The organism is Ruegeria sp. CE9, assembly GCF_056537425.1.
This window is the reverse complement of sequence record NZ_JBQFRO010000001.1, coordinates 701248-725097: the sequence shown is the minus strand read 5'-3', so window position 1 is coordinate 725097 and position 23850 is coordinate 701248. Positions and strand designations below refer to the sequence as shown.

General features: G+C 55.6%; 18 protein-coding genes, 1 tRNA gene and 1 pseudogene. 7 read left to right on the top strand and 13 right to left on the bottom strand.

Going from position 1 to position 23850, the window contains the following annotated elements; all coding sequences use genetic code 11:
- Positions 1-268 precede the first annotated feature (268 nt).
- The 5 genes from ACR0B3_RS03615 to ACR0B3_RS03595 form a co-directional block, all read right to left on the bottom strand.
- The gene (locus ACR0B3_RS03615; protein WP_480807868.1) at positions 269-2524 is read right to left on the bottom strand and encodes an AAA family ATPase; all 2256 of its coding nucleotides are present in this window, start codon (positions 2522-2524) and stop codon (positions 269-271) included.
- 329 nt (positions 2525-2853) lie between these two features.
- Entirely contained in the window at positions 2854-3465 is a 612-nt protein-coding gene (locus ACR0B3_RS03610) for a hypothetical protein (protein WP_480807867.1), read from the bottom strand.
- A gap of 38 nt (positions 3466-3503) precedes the next feature.
- Positions 3504-6692, bottom strand: a complete 3189-nt coding sequence (locus ACR0B3_RS03605; protein WP_480807866.1) for a hypothetical protein — start codon at positions 6690-6692, stop codon at positions 3504-3506.
- A 3-nt stretch (positions 6693-6695) separates the two neighbouring features.
- Positions 6696-8099, bottom strand: coding sequence for a hypothetical protein (locus ACR0B3_RS03600; protein ID WP_480807865.1), 1404 nt, complete (start codon positions 8097-8099; stop codon positions 6696-6698).
- Positions 8096-8359: a helix-turn-helix transcriptional regulator gene (locus tag ACR0B3_RS03595; RefSeq protein ID WP_480807864.1), complete on the bottom strand. Its 264-nt coding sequence runs from the start codon at positions 8357-8359 to the stop codon at positions 8096-8098. The genes ACR0B3_RS03600 and ACR0B3_RS03595 overlap by 4 nt, the downstream gene beginning before the upstream one ends.
- Positions 8360-8760: 401 nt before the next feature.
- Here ACR0B3_RS03595 and ACR0B3_RS03590 point away from each other — a divergent pair, with 401 nt between their 5' ends.
- A complete protein-coding gene (locus ACR0B3_RS03590; protein WP_480807863.1) occupies positions 8761-9189 on the top strand; it encodes a Panacea domain-containing protein in 429 nt (142 codons plus the stop codon).
- 837 nt (positions 9190-10026) lie between these two features.
- Here the strand turns inward: ACR0B3_RS03590 and ACR0B3_RS03585 are convergent.
- Positions 10027-10103: transfer RNA gene (locus tag ACR0B3_RS03585), tRNA-Ile, on the bottom strand.
- A 107-nt stretch (positions 10104-10210) separates the two neighbouring features.
- On the opposite strand from ACR0B3_RS03585, the gene purM reads away from it, so the two are divergent.
- From purM to rnd, 3 genes are all read left to right on the top strand, one after another.
- Positions 10211-11257 (top strand): phosphoribosylformylglycinamidine cyclo-ligase, encoded by a 1047-nt coding sequence (gene purM, locus ACR0B3_RS03580; RefSeq protein WP_480807862.1) that lies wholly within the window; start codon positions 10211-10213, stop codon positions 11255-11257.
- Positions 11254-11850: a phosphoribosylglycinamide formyltransferase gene (gene purN / locus ACR0B3_RS03575; protein ID WP_480807861.1), complete on the top strand. Its 597-nt coding sequence runs from the start codon at positions 11254-11256 to the stop codon at positions 11848-11850. Before purM ends, purN begins: the two co-directional genes overlap by 4 nt.
- 110 nt (positions 11851-11960) lie before the next feature.
- Positions 11961-13118, top strand: coding sequence for a ribonuclease D (rnd, locus tag ACR0B3_RS03570; RefSeq protein WP_480807860.1), 1158 nt, complete (start codon positions 11961-11963; stop codon positions 13116-13118).
- Here rnd and ACR0B3_RS03565 read toward each other — a convergent pair.
- Complete coding sequence (locus tag ACR0B3_RS03565) at positions 13115-13639, bottom strand: hypothetical protein (protein ID WP_480807859.1); 525 nt, start codon at positions 13637-13639, stop codon at positions 13115-13117. The genes rnd and ACR0B3_RS03565 overlap by 4 nt on opposite strands.
- A gap of 141 nt (positions 13640-13780) precedes the next feature.
- Between ACR0B3_RS03565 and ACR0B3_RS03560 the strand changes: the two genes are divergently transcribed.
- Complete coding sequence (locus tag ACR0B3_RS03560; protein WP_480807858.1) at positions 13781-14191, top strand: SufE family protein; 411 nt, start codon at positions 13781-13783, stop codon at positions 14189-14191.
- Positions 14192-14194: 3 nt separating this feature from the next.
- On the opposite strand, the gene ACR0B3_RS03555 is transcribed toward ACR0B3_RS03560, so the two are convergent.
- Together ACR0B3_RS03555 and ACR0B3_RS03550 are read right to left on the bottom strand one after the other, a co-directional pair.
- Positions 14195-14860, bottom strand: a complete 666-nt coding sequence (locus ACR0B3_RS03555) for a DUF1638 domain-containing protein (protein ID WP_480807857.1) — start codon at positions 14858-14860, stop codon at positions 14195-14197.
- A 101-nt stretch (positions 14861-14961) separates the two neighbouring features.
- Positions 14962-15660 (bottom strand): cobalamin B12-binding domain-containing protein, encoded by a 699-nt coding sequence (locus tag ACR0B3_RS03550; RefSeq protein WP_170683710.1) that lies wholly within the window; start codon positions 15658-15660, stop codon positions 14962-14964.
- 317 nt (positions 15661-15977) lie between these two features.
- Here ACR0B3_RS03550 and ACR0B3_RS03545 point away from each other — a divergent pair.
- Positions 15978-17044, top strand: a pseudogene (locus ACR0B3_RS03545) (PA0069 family radical SAM protein).
- Positions 17045-17053: 9 nt separating this feature from the next.
- Here the strand turns inward: ACR0B3_RS03545 and ACR0B3_RS03540 are convergent.
- The 3 genes from ACR0B3_RS03540 to gltX all read right to left on the bottom strand — a co-directional run bounded on the left by ACR0B3_RS03540 (position 17054) and on the right by gltX (position 20984).
- On the bottom strand, positions 17054-17995 hold the full coding sequence (locus ACR0B3_RS03540; RefSeq protein WP_480807856.1) for an autotransporter outer membrane beta-barrel domain-containing protein: 942 nt from the start codon (positions 17993-17995) through the stop codon (positions 17054-17056).
- Between the two features lie 173 nt (positions 17996-18168).
- Positions 18169-19464, bottom strand: coding sequence for a citrate synthase (gene gltA, locus ACR0B3_RS03535; RefSeq protein WP_170683712.1), 1296 nt, complete (start codon positions 19462-19464; stop codon positions 18169-18171).
- Between the two features lie 113 nt (positions 19465-19577).
- A complete protein-coding gene (gene gltX / locus ACR0B3_RS03530; protein WP_480807855.1) occupies positions 19578-20984 on the bottom strand; it encodes a glutamate--tRNA ligase in 1407 nt (468 codons plus the stop codon).
- Positions 20985-21062: 78 nt separating this feature from the next.
- Between gltX and ACR0B3_RS03525 the strand changes: the two genes are divergently transcribed.
- Positions 21063-23090: a ComEC/Rec2 family competence protein gene (locus ACR0B3_RS03525; protein ID WP_480807854.1), complete on the top strand. Its 2028-nt coding sequence runs from the start codon at positions 21063-21065 to the stop codon at positions 23088-23090.
- Here ACR0B3_RS03525 and lexA read toward each other — a convergent pair.
- Entirely contained in the window at positions 23084-23782 is a 699-nt protein-coding gene (gene lexA, locus ACR0B3_RS03520) for a transcriptional repressor LexA (RefSeq protein ID WP_170684224.1), read from the bottom strand. The genes ACR0B3_RS03525 and lexA overlap by 7 nt on opposite strands.
- Positions 23783-23850 lie beyond the last annotated feature (68 nt).

Below are 23850 nucleotides of genomic sequence, written 5' to 3'. Positions count from 1 at the left end.
GGAGTAGCGAAGAGCAGACATTTTGTCTTTCCGTTCACACTCCGCCTACCGGCGGGAGCGCGGCATTGGACGGCCAGCGCCTCCCCGTAGGGGTCCGACTTCGTCCGACGTCTCACCGTTGATTCTAAACGATTTTTTCGGATGCCGGACGTCGGACGCCCGTCCCACCGTCCGACAACACCCTTTTCGGGGTATAGGGCATTGAAATCATGCGTAATATTTGTCGGACCGTCCGACGCTCGTCCGATCTCGTCCGATGAAATTGCCATCATTCCGCCTCCTGCGGTTCGTCTACAATTCTGACCTCGAACACCCACGGAGCGTTCGGACTGGAGCTCTTCTTATTGAACGACAAATTGACATTTTGTCCGTCAAGCGCGAGATCGACGCCAAGTCCGGAAAGCCGTTTCGCCACTTCGTCGCGCACCCTTCTGGGTGTGTTCTGTGTGACCAGCCCTTCCTCTCGCAGTCGCTCTCCGATCTCAGAACAGAGATCCGTCCACTTCACCCGATCGAGATCGCCCAGAAGCGGGATGATCATCTTCGCGAACTGCTCGGCCTCTTTGGCTGTCTTACGGTCGATCTCGACCGAGTTGACGCGTTTCACGATCAGCGATGACGACACCTTTCCGGTCTTCTCGTCAGTTCCCAATGTCACGGGTTGCAATACATAGGACTCATTCCAACCATCCGGACCGTCTTTCTGCTTTTCGCAGATCAGATTTTTGCGATCGGAGTCTTTCTGTTTTTCAAGCTTGAAGACGAAGTCGCCAGCGCCCCTGAGAACTGACGAACCGCGCATATCACCCGATTTGGCGGAATGGTGCACACCAAGAACGATACACCCGAACCTGTCTTTGAGGTGATCGCAGGCGCTAACGAAGCGCGTCATCTCTTTTTGCAGGTTCTCGTCAGCCCCGGGCATAACGCGCGACACCGTGTCCACCACGACCATATCGATGGCCCTGCCATTGGCGGCGCCTTCCACTGTTCGCTCCAGTTTGCCGATGTCACCGTCGTGCAAAAAGTCGATGGCCTGCCGAATGAACGAGAACCGCGGTTCACGGTCCACCGGCACCAGATGCGATTTTCGCCAAGCGCTGATCCGAGCCTTAAATCCAGACGAACCTTCGCGGGCCAGGTAGACGACCTGTGCATCGGGACGCGTGATGATCTTGTCGCCATGCCAATCAGGCAAGCCGTAGGCCATGTGCAACGCCCAATCCAAAGCAACGAAGCTCTTGCCACACCCTGGTTCACCATAAAGGAAGCCCATCGATTCTTGAGGCAAGTGCCGATCAATGGCGTAGTCCGGATCGGGTAGTTCCATGATGTCGTCGATCGACAGGCACTCAAACCTGTCGTCGGACTTGCCGCTGTCCGCAAACATATCTCTTAGTTTGTCATCTTCAGTCAGTTGCTCAACCGAGACCGGCTCGAAGAAATCTTCCGGTCGAGAAAGCGGCCTATTATTCTGCAACGCACTCGCGATCGTTCCGTGGCAATAATTCTCATCGCCACCGCGCATTCCTTTCTCTGAGATTTTGTCAGGAGAGACCGCAAAGGTGATCGACGCCAGTTCTGTCGGATCTGTGATCCTGAACTCGCGGATCAGATAGGCAGCAATCCGGTAGTCTCGCGAAGACCGGTCTGTAGCGTCACCCACAGCCTTTTCGACATCTTCCGAAAGCGTCCGAGCGATCTCCGCCAAGTGGGTCGGTAGAGCATCGATGTCTCCGATTGCACACTCAACCTGATAATAGTCGATATCCAGTTTGGCTTTGGCCTTCGCGGCCTGGTCACGGGGCGGGGCGATCAAGCGCAGGTCACCTAGTTCATGCCGCTCGGCAGAGAACTCCAACAAGCGCGACAGGGCTTCAACGCGACCCCTGGCGCGCTTCCGTTCGTCTGGCAGGTTCTGTGTGAACGGAAGCCGGTAAAGCCTGTCCAAGTTGTTTACCGGATCAGAAGCGAGCATGTCTTCGAGCCCGCGGGCCTGTGCTTGAACAGCTCGCTTAGATTCTTCTGTGTGAGCCATCGGCTCGGGAAACAGCCAGAGCATTTGTACACCGCTGCCGGTGTCCGTGACGACGGAAGGTGCCCCCATTACATTGGCAACCTGTTGAACCGCTACAGCTTGCAGACGCTTCTTTTCTTCATCAAGAGGTCTGCCGTCTATCGGATCGATATCAACGCCGACACCCCTGATCCTTGAAACATCCTGTTCGGATAACTTGCCGTTTCGACCGATTAGTTCGGCCCCGGCAGTCTTTGCGTTCAACGAAAAATACAGGTTCTCGCGGCCATTGTATTTTTTGATCCAAGCAGCAGCTTCAACCCGTTGAGCTGGCAATTCGAATGTATTGCCACGAACCCTGCCGGAAGCGGGATCGATCCGCGCGACCGATACCGGCAAACCACCGGAAATCGCTTCAAGGAACTCTAATCCGTCGGACGGCCGAGTCGCCGTTGTCGGCGTGTTTAGTCTTGTCTTCAAGGCATCAGTATTGTATTGTTCCTGCACGATAATCTCTTTCTGGCGTGCTCGCGGTAACGACGCGACACGCCTTTTCTTTGTTCCCTAGTTGTTATTGACGACAAGCCGGAAAGGGCGCGTCTTTCTTTGACGCTTCGCCTCTTTTCCAGCTGTCAGTTGGATGGCCTCGGATCGCTCTATCAGTCGGAGAACGCTTTCGACCGTTATGACCGCCTGACTTCCGCCTGGCACGGTCCTTACATCCAGTTCATCGTGAAAAATTCGGTCTTCAAGCGCGTCGGGGTGCAACCCGAGAATGCGACCTGCATTTCGGATTGACACAAATTTGCACTCTTGCCACGGCACGATCGCTCGTCTCACTTCTCCCATTCGATGCTCCTGTCAACTTCGTAGATCGACTTTCGGCCACGAAGTTTTTGACAAACAGAGCGATCTTTTGCGTACTTTTCTGACTTTTTGTGCTCTTCCCAAAACTTGTTGAATTCCTGCCAGAGCGTGACGAGGCTCTGGAAGCCGGGTTGGTCCTGTACCTGATTGCGATATGTGTCGACGCCTCTGTCGTAGGCGCTGCGAACAAAACTAATACCGATATCAGGGCCGAGCAGTCTGACAACGTGTTTTAGTGCTCGGGTGTGTTTTATGGTCGGATCGAGTTTCTTTTCTTCGTTGACCAGAAACACAACGATCAAGCATAGCGCTCGATCAGTTCCCGGTCGCCCTATTCGTCTTGGCGGAAAATGCGTCTCGAAATCCGCACGTAGTGCCATCCCAGTGCACGAGACGAACATATCCATCATTGCATTGTGCAACTGGCCAATATCGCTAGTGGATTCAACACCCGAAGACTGGGCTTCACAATTTAGCGCAGCTTCGGAGATCAAATTCCACTGCCGTTCAGCGCGGGCACCAATTGCAAACTTTTCAATTAGCTCATCTAGAGTTGAGCGAATAAACTGAGGATGTGCCATAGGAATCCTTCCCGGTTGCCAGGCGATCGCGTTTCTACTCAATCCGCGAGGATGACATCGAGCAGTTCGTCTTCTTCGGAGGCTACGTTGTCGGGTTGCGTCTCGTTGATCTGCCGAAGCACTTCGAGAACCTGAGACGCCCGAACACCGTATCTCTGGGTGATCAAGCGGCTCGAATATGCCATCTCTGCGGGGTTGAATTCTTCCAGGATGTTGGCGAGCAGATCAGGATCATTGGCGACTGATGCCGTAAGCTTTTCAAGCGCTATACGACGCGTTTTCACACTCAAGTTGCGCAGACCATCTGCGACCCATCCAGTAAGCGCGACAGGCACCGCCATGCGACCCTGGCCAACAGCGCGAATATCAGCCGACGCGCGTCTCGCTGTGGTCGCAGCGCCTCGTTGCGCTTCCAATCGCGCCATAGACTGAGCAGTTCCCGATCGGCCTGCTGCAGTCGTGCGTCCCGGTGTTGCGGCCTCCAGTTGCCGGAAAATATCTTCAAGCACTTCGAAGGAGCGAAATTCCTCGCCGGACCAAAGTTCCTTGGCAACCTCTCTCACCTTCGGGTCATTGAGATTGTTGACCATCGCCTTTGCGTTCCAGCGCGGTTCGCCTTCAAGAGTCGTTGAGAAGCGTCCTTTTCCGGAGCCACCACCACTGCTGTCTATCCACTGCCAGAAACCGGCTCTTAGGTCCTGACGTGCTGTCTCGGTGCCTCCGGCACGTTGGATCAGCTGGCGCGTTCGATCGGCGACACTGCCACTGTCAGAGCCACGGACCAGGTTGTTGATACTGCCGACGGCATCCTCCGGTGCAAATCGGGTATATTGGCCTTCCGGCCCCTTGCCGCCGGGTGTGATATCGCGTCGAAGCGCTTCGGCATTCTTTGTGGCCGTGTCCAACATACTGCTAGACGCGCCTGCCTCTTCGAGTGCTCGGCGCGTTTCAGGGAACTGACCCAGCTGCACATTGTAGTCGGCTAAGAACCGAGACAGGGTCTCTGGCGATTTGAAAGCACCCCGACGCTGCGCTTCGGAGACAAGTTGATCTTGGAGCGCTCGACGGACTTCCGGCGCGTCACCGGCTTCCGCCATCAAACGCTCGAAATCCGTGTCGCCCGCATTGGCGCGTACAAACCGGCCGGGCACTGCCTCATCCGGAAGCTGGTAGCCCCGCAGATCCGTTGCGCTCGTGCCGCGGCCCGTTTCTGCCAACGTGCGCCCAATTGCATCCGGCTCTTCAAAACGGCGCCCGGCATCGGCCCGCAAACCCCGTGCTTCGTCGAGCGCCTCCATGCTCTCGCCGCTAAGCTCATCCCGCAGGAAATTCTCTGCTTCGTTCTCATAGGTAGAGAGTATGCGCTTTTCTTGCGGGGTAGCCGAAGGACTGCGTCTCGCCTCCGCAAGCCCTGAACGGACGCTGCCAACCTGAGAGGCTGGACCCATGACCGGCGATCCGTCCGCACCGTCTGACATGATCAACCCGACCAATTCATCGGTTTCATCAGCGGAGGGCGGTGCCAGTTCGTGAACCGTCTGCACCTCATCCGGCATGAAACGGCGAGCCGCGTTCAGTTCTTCGCTTTCTAGCCGCGCCGTCAGATCATCAAATCGTTGCCGCAGCCTCGAAAGATTCACCAGTTCACCGGAACTCTCGGCCCTTTGCATCAGATCAGAAACCTTCTGCAAAGCGGCGTCACGGGCGTTTTGAAGTTCGGCCCGGATAGCGGCTCCACGACCCGCAGCGGTCATTTCAGGAGTAATGGCCTGCAGCGCTTCGTCGAAACGGCGCTGTGCATTTTCGGCGGCTTTGATGGACTCTGTTAGAGCGGCCTCGACCCCCTGATCCAGATTGGAGCGGAAACGGGCGGGATCGCCGGTTGGTGCCAGTTCATCGACACGAGCGTTCACGGCTGCGTTGTTGTCTCTAAGACGCCGGTTCTGAGCTCCGGCATAGTTCGCGGACGCATCCTCGGCGAAAGTCTGGAGGCCAATATCACCAGTACGCTCGCCGATGCTTGCTCGATAGCCCGGAACGGTCTTTTCCAGATCGGTCTTGGCTCGCAGCCTACCGGCCAGATCTGACGTATCGATGGGCTGACCAGTATGATTGACGGATGTTGCAGCGTCGATCGCGTCTTCGGCGATCATTTGGCGTGCTGCATCGTCTGCAACTCGATGACTGGTAACACTGGCTATAGCGTTCCTTAGCGGCCTCGTGATTGTACCGAATGTCGGAACGCCCGCCGAAACGGCAACAGACCCGAGCAAATCAGATAGTGTAGTTCCCTTTCCATCCGAAGTGGCAATCTCGTTGGCAGTCTGCGCACCAACGCCCGCTGTCGCAGCCATCGCGACTTCCTTATTCGCCACTTTTGAAGCTGCACGGCTGATCGCGCCGTTTCCACGTTTCGCAAGATATGTGCCCAACGCCAACGGTCCAGCGGAGGTGCCTATTTCCTCGAATATCCTGCGGGTGTAGCGCTCACCGCGATTGCGCGGTTCAAGTGGGCCGTCTCTTTCAATCCCGATAAATTCGAGCGCGCGATCAAAGGCATCACCTGACACCTGATTGATGTTCTGACCACCACCACGGGGCACGATTGTGCGCTCGTCTGTCTCTACTGGGTCAGTCAGATAATCAATAGCGTCCCCAATTCCCGGGAGATAGGTCATGCCGTGCACAATTCCTGTCTCAAATGCACTCGCATCGGGGTCTTGTTTGATTTGAGAAATGGGCCTGAGGCCTTGTGTTCCTGGTGCAATATTGGGCAGCAATGGCAGCGCATTAATTGCATCGCCCGCGGCCCCAATCAGATTACCTACACCTTCTGCAGCACCCTCAAATGCTATCGTCGGATAGCGCACAACTGGCTCAATATTGTCCGACCAAATTGCTTCCCAAACGTCTCGGTTTATCCCCGCAGGTTGACCTTCCCGTATCCGAGCAATCTGCTCTGGATCGTTGGTCGAGTATGCAGGAGACACATATTTTTGTTCACCGTTTGGCGTCTCGTAGACGACACCTCCCTTGTCATCTTCCCTGAGGATACTGCTGCCCTCTGGAAGGCGTCGCTTTGGCGGTGCGGATTGCGGTAATACGGGCGTTGAGTCGCTTGATCCGGACATCGAACCGGCGATTTCAAGGAACCTTTTCGCTCCAGCGTTGTCCCCGGCCGCATCTGCTTGACGGGCCGCCTGCATCAGCTGCTCATAGGTAGCCATATCTCACTCCAAACCGTATTTTCGGAATAGTTCGGCGTCACTCAAAGACTGAGGTGCACCCGTGTCGGCTGCTGCTGTTGGAGCCGTTTCACCGCGTAGCTGCGCGCCGTATGCCATCCGGTCATGCAATTGCGGCTCCAGAGCATCCAGCACTGCAAGAACTTTTGAGTTGCCCGCAATGCCGCCGTCATAGAGGCCAAGTAGTCGCTCCAATTCGCGGACGTTAACCTCGCCACCCGGATCTTGAGCCTTGGCCTGTAGATAGGCCATCTCCAACGCATAGGCGGCTGCTTGTGCGAGGGCTGGGTCGTAGTTTTCTGATGCGCCTACACGAGCGGCAAGTTCCCGAGCTTCGTCGACAGAATCTATTGTTCCGTACGCCTCGCCGAATTCCTCGGCTGCTGCGACCAGATCCTGTGCAAGACCGCGGACCATGCCCGGAATTCCCATAATGCCGGGGTTCTGTTCCAAGAGATCACGGAACTCGCTAACTCTTTCGAGCCCATATTGTGCCTCTGCTATGATCGCGTTCCCTCGCGTGACGTTCGAGGTTGTCGCACCGAAACCTTCCGACGTATCACTGATTTTGCCGGTGACAGTACCTTCTGGCAGAACTCTTCGCGTCTGCGTATCGACCCACACCCGCTGTTCAACGTCGAATTCAGCCGTTCCGGTCTGACCGTCCGGGGTGCGATAGGTCTCCAGTTCCGGAGCGGCTTGGGCGCCTCGATTTATGTACGGCGCTTGGCCGATCGCTTCTGCCCGGGTCGCAATACGCGGCCCGTCGGGTGTGATGATGGTTTCGACATTGACGTCGCTTCGGCGTTCTTCGACAAGATCTTCTGCATCGAACAGGCCGTCTCGAATGGCTTCCTCGAATAATCGGGCTTCGATTTCATCTTCCGTTGGTAATGGGGCCGGGGCCCCGAGTTCCGCACCTGAGTGGGACGGAAATGACGGAATGTTCAGGGCCTCTGCAATCTCAGGAGATATGCCGGGCATGACTTCACCGTGCTCCAGTACGGTATCGCCAAGGTCAATCAACGCAGCCAGCTTTGCCTCTTCCAGAGCGGCAACGTTATCCGCCTCATTGTTCAGTCGAGACGTTTCGGCAGCGACGTCCTGGCCACGGCGAGCTGTGGCGTCCGCTGTATCTACGGCATAATAAGATTGGTTCGGATTCCACTGCCCAACGGCTATTCCTTGCTTGTCGAAATCATCCCCCGCGGCGTCCCACAGCTGGCTCAGACGTTGCCCTTCGGCGCGCTCGTTGTTGGCGCGTGCAAACGCGTACTGTTCGCTTGCGGAGGGTGGGGCGAATAGACCTTCCAAGGTGGTTGAGACGGCTGCCATTGCCGGATCGTTAAAGTACCGTCTTGCTGCGATTGGATTGAGACGAGTATTCATGACGCGCCCTCCAATTCAGATCGAGATTGCTGGCTTCCATTTGCGAGCCAAGCACGCACGTCTCCGACGCGATAACGAGGCAGACCTTCTATTCGGCGCGTTTTGGGGCCACGGTTTTGACGTTCCCACAAGGCAAGTGTGACAATTGCAAATCCCGAGATTTCACTGACTTGCTTTCGTGTCAAAAGACACGATTGCGGCATTTCATCAATATTCGGAATGGAAGACGGGTCGGCAATATCTGTGTGTTCGTAGCTCATAGGAATCCCTGGTGTCACGACGCTAGGTCGTTGTTTCCAGAACCTCGGCTACGAGCCCGTGCGATACATACGTTTTCTTTAGGTCCTGCTATTAAGATGGCATATGAAGCGATAACCTTCAATTAAAATATTCAATAAAATTAATGACATACATCTGCCATACAAGGATCAGCTTTGATCGGGAGGAACACGTGCAAGTTCAATCTGTTGTCATAGGTTGGATGTCTTAGGTTTTTTTTGCTGACCCATACAGGCCCGTCAGCTTCGCGCTGGCGGACTATTTTGCGTTTTGGGGCGGATGAGCGATTTTGTCCCAATACACAACTAAGTTTCTTGAAACCCATTGGTAGAATCAAATTAGTTTACTAATTGTTAAACAGCCTGTGGAAAAGCTGTGAACAATGTCGATCCTCAACGTAGCTAAATTCATTCTTGAGAAGTGCGGGCCAATGAGCGCCATGAAACTTCAAAAGCTCGCCTACTACTCGCAGGCGTGGCATTTGGTGTGGGACGATGAGCCGTTGTTTGAGGACTTTTTTGAGGCATGGGCGAACGGCCCAGTTTCGCCACGATTGTACGCTAACCACCGCGGTAAGTTTCAGGTGTCTGATAGTGACATCCCCGGCGACCCGAATGCTCTGACGAAAAGCCAAGTTGAAACTATCATGTCGGTCTTAAGTTTCTACGGCGAGAAATCGGCTCAGTGGCTTAGCGACTTGACCCATATGGAATCGCCTTGGCTTGATGCTCGGGATGGACTCTCACCGGGGGAGCGTTCTAATCGAGTAATCAAAAAGGCCTCTATGGCAGAATACTACGGCAGCCTCTGAACCATCATGGCAAAGAGAAGAGACAAGCGGCCCAAAATTGGAGCCGAGCCAAAACCGACGAAAACTCCAAAAATTGCGAATGAACCCCCCAAAGTTCATGGTGGGATTTTGGCTTGGCGCTTCAATGCCGTTGATAGGGGTGGACCATTTGCTTGGAGCAATTTGGACAGTCCGGAACAATACAAGTCTGTCATGGAAAAACTCATTGGGTACGAAACCATGTCAGAGCGGGATTTGATAGGTGCTGGGTGTCACCCGATTCCGACTGGGGACCTATGTAAAGACGCTCGAGACCGACTTCTTGAGCTAAGACTTGATGATTTGGATGAACTATACTCTTTCCGCTTGATGGGAGCAGTCCGCGTGTTTGGTGTTGTTCGGCCAAAGTATGTAAGGATTCTCTGGTATGATCCCGATCACAAAGTCTGTCCATCGAAGCTTAAGCACACCTAAACCTCACACCCCCGCAGCCCGATAAGACCGGCTTATCTTCGCCGGATGCTCACCACAGCGCGAACATGGCACCCGATTCAGTACGTCATGAAACGTCGGCTCTGGTCCAAGCAAGCCCACCAACTCAGTTGGTAGAAAGCTCCGACCGTAGGTGCATTCGTGCCTATTACAGCAGACATACAGGCTGAACTCGTCGGTTATCTCGCCTATGGGGAGCGGTAGGATCTGGGGCATCGGGTGAATTTTACGGCTGCTGTTAGATTCGACAACCGAACACCGAATTTCGTGGGACACTTCCCTTGTAACCCATTGGAATCATATGGGTCACACATAGAGATTCGTGGGACACCTAGGTGTTGATTTTAAAGGATAATTGGCGGATTTTGGTAGGCCCGGAGGGACTCGAACCCCCAACCAAAGCGTTATGAGCGCTCTGCTCTAACCAATTGAGCTACAGGCCCGCCTGAGGGCTTTGCCTATCACGATGGCAGCCCGCGTCAAGCCTGACCGTTGCAACATGGCTCACAATCGAATAACCCGCGCGCAAAGCACTCATGAGGGATTGGCCATGACAGCGGGCAAGAACGGAATCACCTATGCCGACGCAGGTGTGGATATCGATGCAGGCAACGCTTTGGTCGATCGGATCAAGCCTGCCGCCAAGCGCACCAATCGTTCAGGTGTAATGAGTGGGCTAGGGGGCTTTGGTGCCCTTTTTGACCTGAAAGCGGCTGGCTATCAGGACCCGATTCTGGTGGGGGCAACCGATGGCGTGGGCACTAAGCTGCGGATCGCAATTGATACAGGCGTTGTCGATGGCGTGGGCATTGATCTGGTGGCAATGTGCGTCAACGATCTGATCTGTCAGGGCGCTGAGCCACTGTTTTTCCTTGATTACTTCGCGACCGGCAAGTTGGACACCGACACCGCCGCGCGGATTATCGAAGGAATTGCCGAAGGTTGTGCTCAATCCGGGTGTGCGCTGATTGGCGGCGAGACCGCCGAGATGCCGGGTATGTATCCCGATGGCGATTTTGATCTGGCCGGTTTCGCGGTCGGCGCGATGGAGCGCGGCGCGACCCTGCCCGAGGGTGTGCAAGAGGGGGATGTGCTGCTTGGGCTGGCCTCGAACGGTGTGCATTCGAACGGCTATTCGCTGGTGCGCAAGCTGGTTGAAATGTCTGGACTGGGCTGGGACGCAAAGTGCCCCTTTGGCGACGGCACTTTGGGTGAGGCACTGCTAACGCCCACGCGGCTTTACGTAAAGTCTGCGCTGCAAGCGATCCGGGCAGGGGGCGTTCATGCGCTTGCTCATATCACCGGTGGCGGTTTAACCGAAAACCTGCCGCGCGTACTGCCCGAGGATCTTGGGGCTGAGATTGATCCGAGCGCTTGGGACCTGCCGCCCGTATTCAATTGGATGGCAGAAATCGGGGGTATTTCGCAGGCCGAGATGCTCAAGACATTCAATTGCGGGATCGGCATGATTGTTGTTTGCGCCGCAGATCAGGCCGATGATCTGACTGCATTACTGACAGAGGCTGGCGAATCTGTTGCGCGAATCGGGCATGTTTCTGCCGCGCCGGGTGTGACCTACTCAGGCAAACTGCTGTGAGCCACAAACGCATCGCGATTCTGATTTCTGGCGGGGGGTCAAACATGGTGTCGCTGGTCGACAGCATGACCGGGGACCATCCCGGGCGTCCCTGTCTGGTTCTATCGAATGACGCCGATGCCGGGGGGCTAAAGAAAGCCGCGGACCGCGGTATTCCCACTGCTGCCGTAGACCATAGGCCATTTGGCCAAGATCGCGCCGCATTTGAGGCTGAACTGATGAAGCCGTTGATCGAAGCCCAACCGGACGTCGTGTGTCTAGCCGGTTTCATGCGCGTTCTGACCGCAGAGTTCGTATCCCGCTTCCAAGGCCGGATGCTGAATATCCATCCGTCGCTTTTGCCCAAATACAAAGGGTTGAACACACATGCCCGCGCGATCGAAGCGGGCGATGCCCAACATGGTTGTACTGTTCACGAGGTCACGGCGGCGTTGGATGATGGGCCAATTCTGGGACAGGCGCGCGTGGATGTGCGGGCAGGGGACACGCCCGATGACCTCGCCGCCCGTGTGTTGACGTGGGAACATAAGCTCTACCCTGTGGTGCTGCGTCGGTTCTGTATGGGCAATAAAGACCCAGTTCTGTTGCCCTGATTTCTTGGGGTGATTTACACGCAATCGTTATTCGTCTTATGGTCGCATATCGCTCGGGACGAGGACGGCACGGGCAGTTACAATAACCAAAAGCAAGAACAGCACCGCGCATGAAAACCCTGACAACGACGCAAGAGCTGGCCGCATTCTGCACGGCTGCTGCGCAATATCCTTATGTCACTGTAGACACTGAATTTCTGCGCGAACGAACCTATTATTCTAAACTCTGTCTGGTGCAGCTTGCAGTGCCAAATGCGGAAGAGGATAGTGCCGTACTGGTCGATCCCATTGCCGAAGGCCTTTCGTTAGAGCCCCTGTATCAGCTGTTTCGGGATGAAAGCGTGGTCAAGGTTTTCCACGCGGCGCGGCAAGATCTTGAGATTTTCTGGGTAGACGCAGGGGTGTTTCCAACGCCGCTGTTCGACACTCAGGTCGCCGCGATGGTCTGTGGCTTTGGTGAGCAGGTCGGATACGAGACTCTGGTGCGCAAGATTTGCAAGGAAGGGGTCGATAAAACCTCTCGCTTCACCGACTGGTCACGACGTCCGTTGACGGATGCGCAAAAAACCTATGCTTTGGCCGATGTCACTCATCTGCGAAAGATCTATGAACACCTGGCTGCAGAGCTGAAAAAGAACAGTCGGGATCACTGGGTGGCAGAAGAGCTTCGTATCCTTACCCGCCCCGAGACCTATGACATACGCCCGGAAGAAGCATGGCGCCGTGTTAAGACCCGGACGAATTCGGCCAAGTTTCTGGCAGTTGTCAAAGAGCTGGCTCAATTTCGCGAAGCCTATGCGCAAGAGAACAATGTACCGCGTAGCCGGGTATTCAAGGACGATGCGCTGATCGAGATGGCATCGACCAAACCAAAATCGCCGTCGGACTTGGGTGGGTCACGGCTATTGCTGCGTGAGGCCCGAAAAGGGGCAATTGCGGATGGCATTCTGGCTTCGGTGAAACGTGGCGTAAACTGCCCGCAGGATCAGTTGCCCAAAGTCGACAACAGCCGAGATAAGCTGAAGGTCAATCCCGCGCTTGCGGATTTACTTCGGGTTCTTCTGAAGTCGAAAACTGAAAGCGCGGGTGTTGCTGCGAAACTGATCGCATCAAGCGCCGAGCTGGATCAGATTGCGGCCGGGGAACGCGATGTCGCCGCAATGTCAGGCTGGCGGTTCGAGGTGTTTGGTGAGGACGCGTTGAAGCTGTGCGAAGGCAAGATTGCGTTGGCTGCAAATGGACAAGCTGTTCAGGTTGTCGCGCTCTAACGCCGGCGGGATTCCAACGCGTTCTGCTGGCCTTTGACCCGGACCAGTCGAATACCTTCTAGTTCCTGTCTGCTGACATTAATGGCCTCTGACACCATTCGAGACCGCTCAGGCCCCTGTGCAGTGGCGTATTCCGGGTAATCGACGCGGAAGGTAAATTCCATAACGCCATTTTTTGTAAGCTCTTCGGACCTTACGCGCGCAAGCTGCGCATTGAATGCACCCTGTCGGATGGCTGTGCCGGTGGCGTATACGATCGCGCCGGAAGCAGTCGGATCGATCCGCAGTTCATTGATGACGGCGATTGGGACGCTGTTATCTTCCACCTCCGGACGCGCAAACAAGCCCCTGCCGTCGCCCTGCTGTGGAACAAGCGCGTTGGCGTCATCTGCAGGTACGTCTACCGGGCTGGGCGTGCTGCTGCCAAACCAATTCGATGGATTGGCACGAGAGTTGCTCCAGTTGCCACATGCGGACAGAGCCAAGGCAGAGATCATCAGAAAAGACAGAGTTTTGTGCATGGACCCAACACTTTGCGCAACTTAATTTGCATCGGGTTAACGTAATTTTGGCTGCTTGAAAAGCCACGCTGGGGACTGGACAGCCGGTTACGCTGGGCATAGTTCACAATTGTGAACGCGTAACGCAAGGACGACCCAACCATGGCCACGCCAGCCTTTGAAGAGATTGTCGAAGATTTCGAATTCCTAGAGGACTGGGAAGATCGCTATCGCCATGTCATCGAACAAGGGAAGGCGATGGAACCGCTGGAAGATGCGTTCAAAGTTCCTGCGACCAAGGTCAATGGTTGTGCAAGTCAGGTCTGGCTGCATCCGTCGGTCGAAAATGGTCAGTTCCACTTTGATGGTGACAGTGATGCCTTGATCGTGCGGGGGCTGATTGCAGTTTTGCGCAGCCTCTATAACGGGCTGCCGGTTGCTGAAGTCCCAAAGGTGGACGCAGGCGGCGAATTGGCCCGACTTGGGCTGCAAGAACAACTGTCAGCCCAACGCTCGAACGGGTTGCGCGCGATGATCGAGCGTATCCGTGAGGTGGCATTGGCCAACGCCTGACATTCAGGAAGGTGGGCGCGCTGCCCAATCCGAAAGCGTTGTTTCCAGATCGCCATAGCCGGTCAATCGACGCTCGAATGCCAACCCCATCCGTTCGGCGCATTCTTCGGCACGGCGGGTCAGTTCGGGATTGTTGGTTTGGGCTTGATAGACAAGTTTGGTGTAGTTCCCGAAATACATATCGCGCAGTTCAGGGTGCCGATCCAGGCCCAGCGGTTTCCAGACAAACGCATCGAATTGCCGCGCCAAGAAATCGGTCAGGTAAAAAGCGGTGGTTTCATCATCACCATGCGCGGCAAAGGCCAAATTGCCTTCGAAGAACGAATAACAATGCGGGCCTTTGATCATCTCGACCCCCAGCCGTTCGCACGCGGCCTGTAACAGCCCGCCAGTTCCGCAATCCGCGTAGACGACATAGATCCGATCGTAAGCGTCTTTGTGCTTTGCAACCGCATCCTCAACGGCCTGAGTGATCTTTTCCGGATGCACATGCAAGATGGCGGGCAGGCAGGTCAGCGCCATATGATCCCAACCGTTCCGTTCTTTCAGATCTAAAATCTCACGCGCCAGCGCACCGCAAGCGATCAGCAGGATGGACTCGGTCTGGCGCGCTGTTGAGTACCCTTGGCGGGTCAGGCTGTCGTCATCTGGTATCTGATTATCGGTCATCTGATCTCTCTGACTGCGAGCTGGCTATATCTGGGGCCAAGGTTCAGACAAAAAAGGCCGCCCCAAAATGGACGGCCTGTTTCACGATATGATCTCGTGCCTTAGCCGGCCAATTGGTTGTGCTTGCGGGACATGAAGTCTTTGGCCATCTCCACGGCCACGGCTGCGTCACGGCAATATCCGTCAGCACCGATCGCCTTGCCGAACTCTTCGTTCAGCGGAGCGCCACCAACCAGAACGGTGTATTCATCACGCAGGCCCTGTTCGACCAGCGTGTCGATCACAACCTTCATGTAAGGCATGGTCGTGGTCAGAAGGGCGGACATGCCCAGAATGTCGGGCTTTTCGTTTTCTAGCGCTTCCAGATAGTTTTCGACCGGGTTGTTGATACCGATATCGACAACCTCAAACCCGGCGCCTTCCATCATCATCGCAACAAGGTTCTTGCCGATGTCGTGGATATCGCCTTTGACGGTGCCGATCACCATCTTGCCAACACGCGGTGCGCCGGTTTCAGCCAGCAGAGGCTTCAAAATCGCCATGCCGCCTTTCATGGCGTTGGCCGCCAGCAACACCTCGGGAACAAACAGGATACCATCGCGGAAATCGTGGCCGACGATGGTCATGCCACCCACCAGCGCTTTGGTCAGGATATCATAGGGCTGCCATCCGCGCTCGAGCAGGATGTTAACACCTTCTTCGATTTCTTCTTTCAGGCCGTCATAAAGATCATCGAACATCTGTTCGACAAGTTCGTCGTCATTCAGTTCGGACAGGACGATGTCTTCTTCATCAGACATGGGCATTTCCCTGAGCTGTACGGGCCATCGGCCCTTGGTGGCATTTTTTCCGTTTTGGCCATTTCGTCGCAGGTCTACTGTGACGATTGCGACCTAGGTCGTTCTGAGACCGACCTATAGGCCGATTAATTACCCTAAGCGACATTAAATTTTGCAAGATCATCCTGCATTCGTTTCATCAGCCACGGTAAATTCAATTTTTGCACTTCGATTTCTGCGCCCTTTCGGTTCGTAAATATCTGGATGGAAAACACTGCATTTCTTGCCATCTGGAAGGAATCTGATTATTCAAAGATGATGGAACATAAAGTGAACAAATGAGCGCCGCTGTCAAACATCCCGGGCGTGGTGCCGCCTCAAACGCCGCTGGGCGTTTTGAGCGGTTTGCGACAGAGACTGCCGAGGATGGCTGGGACTTGCTTGACGAACTGCCGCCTTTGCGGACAGAGGTCCGGGATGAGGCCGCGCGCAGTCTCATAACCTACAACAAGTCTCCGGATTTGCCCTTTGACCGGTCGATCAATCCATACCGGGGCTGTGAGCATGGCTGTGTCTATTGCTTTGCGCGACCAACCCACGCGTATCTTGGGCTGTCGCCAGGATTGGATTTCGAAACCCGTCTTGTTGCGCGCGCCAACGCGGCCGAAATACTGCGCCGCGAGCTTTCTGCGCGATCCTACAAAGTAGCGACGATTGCATTGGGTACGAATACAGATCCCTATCAGCCGGTCGAGAAAAACCGAGAAATCACAAGAGACTGCCTGAAAGTTCTGAGTGATTTCCAACATCCGATCGGCATTGTGACCAAAGGAACATTGATCGAGCGTGAACTCGATATTCTGGCGCCGATGGCACGGAATGGTTTGGTACGGGTCGGCATTTCGTTGACGACCTTGGACCCAGATCTTTCCCGGAAAATGGAGCCTCGGGCGCCGTCACCACAAAGACGGCTTCGCATGATTCGAAACCTTTGCGGGGCAGGGGTACCTGTTCGGGTCATGACGTCTCCGATCATACCGGGTTTGACGGATCACGAGCTTGAAAGCCTTCTGGAGGCTGGCAAGCAGGCAGGGGCAGACTCTGCCAGTTGGATCATGCTGCGACTGCCGCGTGAAGTGTCCGAGCTGTGGCGCGAATGGCTGGCCGAACACGAGCCGGGCAGGGCCGAGAAGGTGATGGCGCGGCTGCGCGAAATGCATGGTGGCAAAGAATATGACCCACGCTGGGGCCACCGGATGCGCGGCGAAGGAACCTATGCCGAGATGGCGCTCAACGCTTCAATGCGGCTGTGAATCGGCTTGGGTTATCGGTCAAGCTACCGCCTCTGAATTGTGCAGACTTTGCGCCACCGCCCCAGCCCGGAGATCAGCTGGCTTTGTTCTAAAGTGATCGCTCAGAAACTGATGCCAATCCCGGCCGAAAACCCATTCACCGTATCGCTGCCATAATAGCGGACCATGAACCGAGTGGTTGACACCCAGGGCACCCAGGTATCGGACAAATCAACCTCGATCCCGCCGCCGACACGGGCCAGCCAGTCGGTCCCAAGCACCAATGCCTGATCGCCAATCAGATAGGATAAAGACAAGTCTCCCACCCAGCGGACCGGGCGCCCAAACATGCGCTTTCCGGTCGGAAAGCGATATCGCGACCACAGGACGGCATTTGCAGCGGTGGATTCGACCAACAGGTCTTCGTTGTCGCCAATGGGCCAATATTCGATGTGGGTGTAACGAAGGCTCGCTTCGAATTCGCGATCATTCGACAATGGTTTTTCGTAAGAAACTGTCAAGGAGCCACCCGCACCCCCGGCCCAAATCCCTCCGCTGTCCAGGAAATCCCGGTCTAGGCCCAATCGGTTTGCGATCGCCTGAGCCCCGACTGACGCGTCGGATTGTGTCCGACCAACCGAAATGTGGGCCATCGGGGTGAGTTTCCAGAATTCTCCGATGTCGAACTGATATCCCACGCCGCCGGTAAGGGCGAGGCTCGTCCATTTCAGGGGAATACGTGTTGTTTCGCCCGTACCGCTGAAGGTTAGAACCGGGTCATAGCGGGCATAGCCGATATATCCCTCAAGGTAGATCGGCACACCTTCGGCAAGGCGAAAACCCCCTCCCAGCTGTGCAGACTTGAAGTCGTAATCTCGATTGGCGGTATTTGATTGCAGCGCAATCGTACTGGCTGAATCATCCGGGATTCCTGCCAATCCCAATATCGCAAGAGACCCGGCAGCGTTTTCTTCTTGTTGCTTCTCAAAAGCGCGTTCCAGAACGCTTTGAGCAGACGCAGCCTGAGCGAACATCAATGTGAGTAGCAAAAGTGGGAAACGCATGAGAACCAATTCCAACCGCGGGATACCGAGACCATAAGCGTACCGAAAGGTTACGGGAAGAACGATCAAGTCCATGGTTTGTGATTGGTTTTGCCGGGTTTCATTTTCGTAACGCTGCGCAACAAAAAAGGCCCCGGTTTTCCGGGGCCTTTGCGTTGAAGTCTGACTATTGGTCAGCGATTCTCGATGTCTACATAATCGCGGCTTGTCTCACCCAGATACAGCTGACGCGGACGACCGATCTTATTCTGTGGGTCGGCAATCATTTCTTTCCACTGGCTGACCCAGCCAACCGTGCGCGACAGAGCGAAGATCGGAGTGAACATCGAGGTTGGGAAACCCATCGCTTCCATAACGATTCCCGAATAGAAATCCACATTCGGAAACAGTTTCTTTTCGATGAAATAAGGATCTTCCAGCGCCTGTTTTTCCAGCGCCTTTGCGACCTGCAGCTTGGGGTTGTTTTCAATGCCAAGCAGGTCAAGAACTTCGTCCGCTGACTGCTTCATAACCTTCGCACGTGGGTCAAAGTTCTTATAGACACGGTGGCCAAAGCCCATCAGGCGGAATGGATCATCCTTGTCTTTGGCGCGTTCAATGAACTCTGGGATGCGGTCCACGCTGCCAATTTCTTCCAGCATTTCAAGGCAAGCTTGGTTCGCGCCACCATGTGCGGGTCCCCAGAGGCAGGCGATGCCTGCCGCAATACACGCGAACGGGTTCGCACCAGAAGAAGACGCCAGGCGTACGGTAGAGGTCGACGCGTTTTGCTCATGATCGGCCTGCAACATAAAGATGCGATCCATAGCGCGCGCCAGAATCGGGTTCACTTCATAGTCCTCAGCGGGAACCGCGAAACACATGCGCAGGAAGTTCGACGCATAGTCCAGATCGTTGCGCGGATACACAAAGGGCTGACCAATGTGGTACTTATAGGCCCAGGCCGCAATGGTCGGCATCTTCGCGATCAGACGATGCGAAGCAACCTCACGCTGACGCGGGTCAGAAATATCGGTCGAATCGTGATAGAACGCAGACATCGCCCCGACAACACCCACCATGATGGCCATTGGATGCGCATCCCGGCGGAACCCGCGATAGAAATACTGCATTTGTTCGTGCAGCATCGTGTGACGGGTGATCGTGGTCTCGAAGTTTTCGAGATCATTCGCGGACGGCAGTTCACCGTACAGCAGCAGATAGCTCAGCTCTAAGAAGTGCGATTTGGACGCAATTTGTTCAATCGGGTAACCGCGATGCAGCAGCTCGCCCTTGTCACCGTCAATAAAGGTAATTGTGCTGTCACAGCTTGCAGTCGAGGTGAAGCCCGGATCGTAGGTAAAGACGCCAGCCTGACCATAGAGCTTGCGAATATCGATCACGTCGGGCCCCGCAGTCGGAGAAAATACCGGCAGATCATAGCTTTCGCCGTGGACAGTCAGTTTGGCTGTTTTTTGGCTCTCGGTCATGTTTATCCCTTCTTCATTCGTGCACATGTCGGCTCGTTGTCCGACAAGCAGGCAACGACTGCGTTCAGCAGCGCAGTCCGTTATTAACGGAGCAGCGTTACCCTAATGTGAAATCAGGTCAGGTTCGCTGCATCAGAAAGCCGCGCCAGGGTTTCATCCCGCCCAAGCACAAGCATCATGTCAAATACCGAAGGTGTTACTGCTCGGCCCGCCAGTGCCGCACGCAGCGGACCAGCCAGTTTGCCGAACTTAACCCCATTCGCCTCTGCGAACGAATTCAGGGTCTCCTCCAGTTCGTTGCGAGACCAGCTAGCATTTTGCAGCTGCGGCGTCAATTCATTCAGTATACCATCGGATACTGATGCCAGCGCCTTAGCAGCCTTTTCATCCGGTTGAATTGGCCGCGAGGTGAGGATAAACTCAGCTTTTTCAAGCAATTCCGGGAAAGTGCGCGCCCGATCTTTGAGGCAATACATCGCACGGATCAAATCACTCGATTGTGTTTCAGACAGAGCCGGCAAACCAGCTGATTTCAGATACTCCTGAATCTCTTGCTGCAATGCGGCATCTTCCCCAACGGCAATATGCTGGCCACACAGGTTTTCCAGCTTTTTCATGTCAAATCGCGCCGGGCTTTTGCCGATGCCATCAAGGTCAAACCACTCTTTGGCTTGCGCATCCGTAAAGAATTCGTCGTCTCCGTGGCTCCAACCCAACCGCGCCAGATAATTGCGCATACCGGCTGCCGGATATCCCATGGCTTGATACTCTTGCGCCCCCAATGCGCCGTGGCGTTTGCTGAGTTTTTTGCCATCTGGGCCGTGAATCAATGGGATATGCGCCCAGACCGGAACGTCCCAGCCCATCGCCTCGTAGATCATCATCTGACGGGCCGCGTTGTTGAGGTGATCGTCACCCCGGATTACATGGGTCACGCCCATGTCGTGGTCATCAACCACAACGGCCAGCATATAGACAGGTGTTCCATCCGAACGCAGCAAGATCATGTCATCCAACTGATCGTTGCGAATGGTGACATCGCCTTGAACCTGATCACGGATGATAGTGGAGCCGTCCTGCGGGGCCTTTATGCGGATCACATAAGGGGCATCAGGGTGCGAAGAAGGTTCGGCATCTCGCCAGGGGCTACGAAATAGGGTCGACTTGCCTTCAGCCCGTGCCTGTTCGCGGAATGCCGCGATTTCTTCCTGCGTCGAAAAGCACTTGTAAGCCTCGCCCTCGGCCAGCAGTTGATGTGCAACTTCGGCGTGCCGGTCAGCGCCTTCGAACTGGCTGATGACATCGCCGTCGTGATCCAGCCCGAGCCACGCCATACCCTGCAGAATCGCAGAGGTCGCTTCGGGGGTTGACCGCTCACGATCCGTATCTTCGATCCGCAGCAGGAATTTACCCCCACGGCCCCGCGCATAAAGCCAGTTGAACAACGCAGTGCGCGCGCCACCAATGTGCAAAAAACCGGTGGGAGAGGGGGCAAAACGGGTGACGACCTGATCGGACATGGTGTGGATTAACCTTTTGGTAACCTTCGCGGGCATAGTTTGGCGACTATCTACCCAGCCCGAAGGACGGGGGCAACCATGCGTGTTCTGACACGGGTCGAGACCGCATTGCTGACCCAGCGGGGACATTTGTTTCCGTGGTCTCCGATTTGTCTGGCTGTCGGCATCGGCGGGTATTTCGGCCTGGGGTTCGAGCCCGCAGCTGACCTGTACGTTGGCGTTCTGGCATTTGCGTTGCTTTCGTTGGCGGCGGCGCGCTGGATCGAAGTCGCCTGGCGTCCGCTGGCCGTCGGAATGGCGCTGATCGCAACAGGATTTCTGTTGGCAGGCGCGCGGGCACACACGGTTGCAGAGCCGGTTCTGCAATGGCGCTATTACGGCCCAGTCGAGGGGAGGGTCGTGGCGCTGGACCGCTCTGCGTCGGATGCGTTGCGGGTGACACTGGATCAGGTGCGGATCGGGGACGTGCCTGTTGACCAGAGACCACAGCGCATCCGGCTATCTATTCACGGTGACACCGTGAACCTTTCGCCAGGCCAAAGGATCATGACCACCGCCCATCTTTCGCCGCCGCAAGGACCTGTCGAGCCTGGTGGTTTTGATTTCCGACGCCATGCCTGGTTCCAGCAGCTTGGCGCTGTCGGATACACCCGCGTCCCGGTTTTGACCTCGGCCCCGGCCCAAGGTGGGCGTGACGGCGTTCGTATAACGGCCTGGCGCATGGCCATCTCGGACCGGGTGCGCGCGATCCTGCCTGGCGAGGTCGGAGGGTTTGCCGCCGCCGTCACCACCGGAGATCGTAGCGGCATGGGGCAATCCTCGCTTGAGGCGCTGCGTGCATCTAATCTGGCACATCTTCTTGCGATTTCCGGTTTGCATATGGGATTGCTGACCGGTTTTGTTTTCGTGGCTTGTCGCGTTGGGTTTTCGATGATGCCAACACTTGCGCTGCGTGTGCCTGTTCGGAAACTGGCAGCGATCTGCGCCTTGTTTGCCGCTACGATCTATTTGTTCCTCTCTGGTGGAAATGTAGCAACCGAACGGGCATTTGTTATGGTTTGCGTCATGTTGGGGGCGGTGCTGCTGGATCGCCGCGCGATTTCACTGCGTGCGGTGGCAGTTGCTGCACTGATCGTTCTGGTGTTGCGACCTGAAACCTTGCTGAGCCCGGGATTTCAGATGTCATTTGCTGCCACGACCGCGCTTGTTGCAGCGTTTGGGGCCTTGCGCAACTACGGTCCAATGCCCGGCCCAAAGTGGTTCCGACCGGTGCTGGCTTTGCTAATGTCTTCAGCCATTGCGGGGATCGCAACCGCGCCAATTGGGGCCGCGCATTTCAATACCGTTTCGCATTACGGCTTAGTGGCGAACCTCGTTTCGGTGCCTGTTATGGGTACGCTTGTTGTTCCCAGCGCCGTTGTTGCAGCGCTCCTTGCACCCTTCGGGCTTGAAGCAATCGCGCTGCATGTGATGGGTTTGGGATTGAGATGGATACTCGCCGTTGCACATTGGGTATCGGATCTCGAGGGCGCGCGGGGATTTGTCGTCAGCCCATTGGGATTTGTTCTGCCCGTTCTGACAATGTCGGTCCTATGGTTGATCTTGTGGCAAGGTCGCGCGCGATGGATCGGCGTGGCTCCTGCGGTGGTGGCTATTGCGATGTGGGGGCAGGGCAGCCGGCCTGATGTTCTGATCGCTGATACCGGGGGTCTTGTCGGCGTCATGACCGAACAGGGACGTGCGCTGAGTAAACCCAAAGGTAGCGGATTTGTCGCATCGGTCTGGTTGGAAAATGACGGGGATGGCGTAGATCAGACCAAGGCTGCGCTGCGTTGGCCCGAGCCTACCGAAGGTGTTCAGCGTTACCTGATGGGTGGCAAAGAGCTTGTGCACCTGACGGGTAAACGCGCAGCGCTTGCATTCGATGAGTGTGATCCAGATCAGATCGTAATTGCACCAGTCTCTCTGTCGCTGAAAGGGGCATGCAGTGTCTATGATCTTGAGACACTGCAAAAGACAGGCAGTCTTGCGCTGTCAAAGGGTCGGGTATTGACCAGCACCTATGTCTCAGGCCGTCGCTTGTGGTCGCCTAAGTCGCGTCAGTAGCTGCGGATCAGACCGACCAGACGACCCTGAACCTTCACTTTATCTTCAGGCAGAACGCGGGTTTCATAGGCTGGATTGGCTGCTTCTAGCGCGATGGCCTGACCGCGGCGGAAGAAGCGTTTCAGAGTAGCCTCCTGATCCTCGACCAGCGCAACCACGATATCACCATTATCAGCAGCTGTGGTTTCGCGGATGACCACCACATCGCCATCATTGATCCCCGCTTCGATCATGGAGTCACCCCGAACCTCGAGCGCATAATGCTCTCCACGGCCCGAAACCATTGATCCCGGTACAGCAACGCGGTGTGAGACATGGCTGATCGCTTCGATCGGAACACCTGCTGCGATCCGGCCCATCACAGGCAATTCCATCGCATCAACGGTGACAGGTTCGAAATTGGCGGGGCGAGGACCTTCTGGACGGTCGCCTTCGATCACGCGAGGTTTGAAACCCGCCGTGGGTTCACCGCCCAAACTTTCGGGCAGCTTCACGATTTCTATGGCGCGCGCCCTGTGGGCGAGACGGCGGATAAAGCCTCGTTCCTCCAGCGCGGTGATCAGTCGGTGGATTCCGGATTTGGAACGCAGGTCCAACGCCGCCTTCATTTCATCAAAACTGGGCGGAACACCGTCCGCTTGCACGCGTTTGTGGATGAATTCCAGCAAATCCAATTGCTTCTTGGTCAGCATCGCTCGCACCTCATCGCTCATGCGTTTTCTTTTGTTCTACGCATGTTCACGTTTTGTGTCAACGGATT

Excerpts from the sequence above, each read along its gene's own strand:
- ACR0B3_RS03610 (WP_480807867.1), bottom strand. The coding sequence starts at position 3,465 with ATGGCACATCCTCAGTTTATTCGCTCAACTCTAGATGAGCTAATTGAA.
- ACR0B3_RS03605 (WP_480807866.1), bottom strand. The coding sequence starts at position 6,692 with ATGGCTACCTATGAGCAGCTGATGCAGGCGGCCCGTCAAGCAGATGCG.
- ACR0B3_RS03600 (WP_480807865.1), bottom strand. The coding sequence starts at position 8,099 with ATGAATACTCGTCTCAATCCAATCGCAGCAAGACGGTACTTTAACGAT.
- ACR0B3_RS03595 (WP_480807864.1), bottom strand. The coding sequence starts at position 8,359 with ATGAGCTACGAACACACAGATATTGCCGACCCGTCTTCCATTCCGAAT.
- ACR0B3_RS03590 (WP_480807863.1), top strand. The coding sequence starts at position 8,761 with ATGTCGATCCTCAACGTAGCTAAATTCATTCTTGAGAAGTGCGGGCCA.
- purM (WP_480807862.1), top strand. The coding sequence starts at position 10,211 with ATGACAGCGGGCAAGAACGGAATCACCTATGCCGACGCAGGTGTGGAT.
- rnd (WP_480807860.1), top strand. The coding sequence starts at position 11,961 with ATGAAAACCCTGACAACGACGCAAGAGCTGGCCGCATTCTGCACGGCT.
- ACR0B3_RS03565 (WP_480807859.1), bottom strand. The coding sequence starts at position 13,639 with ATGCACAAAACTCTGTCTTTTCTGATGATCTCTGCCTTGGCTCTGTCC.
- ACR0B3_RS03560 (WP_480807858.1), top strand. The coding sequence starts at position 13,781 with ATGGCCACGCCAGCCTTTGAAGAGATTGTCGAAGATTTCGAATTCCTA.
- ACR0B3_RS03555 (WP_480807857.1), bottom strand. The coding sequence starts at position 14,860 with ATGACCGATAATCAGATACCAGATGACGACAGCCTGACCCGCCAAGGG.
- ACR0B3_RS03550 (WP_170683710.1), bottom strand. The coding sequence starts at position 15,660 with ATGTCTGATGAAGAAGACATCGTCCTGTCCGAACTGAATGACGACGAA.
- ACR0B3_RS03540 (WP_480807856.1), bottom strand. The coding sequence starts at position 17,995 with ATGCGTTTCCCACTTTTGCTACTCACATTGATGTTCGCTCAGGCTGCG.
- gltA (WP_170683712.1), bottom strand. The coding sequence starts at position 19,464 with ATGACCGAGAGCCAAAAAACAGCCAAACTGACTGTCCACGGCGAAAGC.
- gltX (WP_480807855.1), bottom strand. The coding sequence starts at position 20,984 with ATGTCCGATCAGGTCGTCACCCGTTTTGCCCCCTCTCCCACCGGTTTT.
- ACR0B3_RS03525 (WP_480807854.1), top strand. The coding sequence starts at position 21,063 with ATGCGTGTTCTGACACGGGTCGAGACCGCATTGCTGACCCAGCGGGGA.
- lexA (WP_170684224.1), bottom strand. The coding sequence starts at position 23,782 with ATGCTGACCAAGAAGCAATTGGATTTGCTGGAATTCATCCACAAACGC.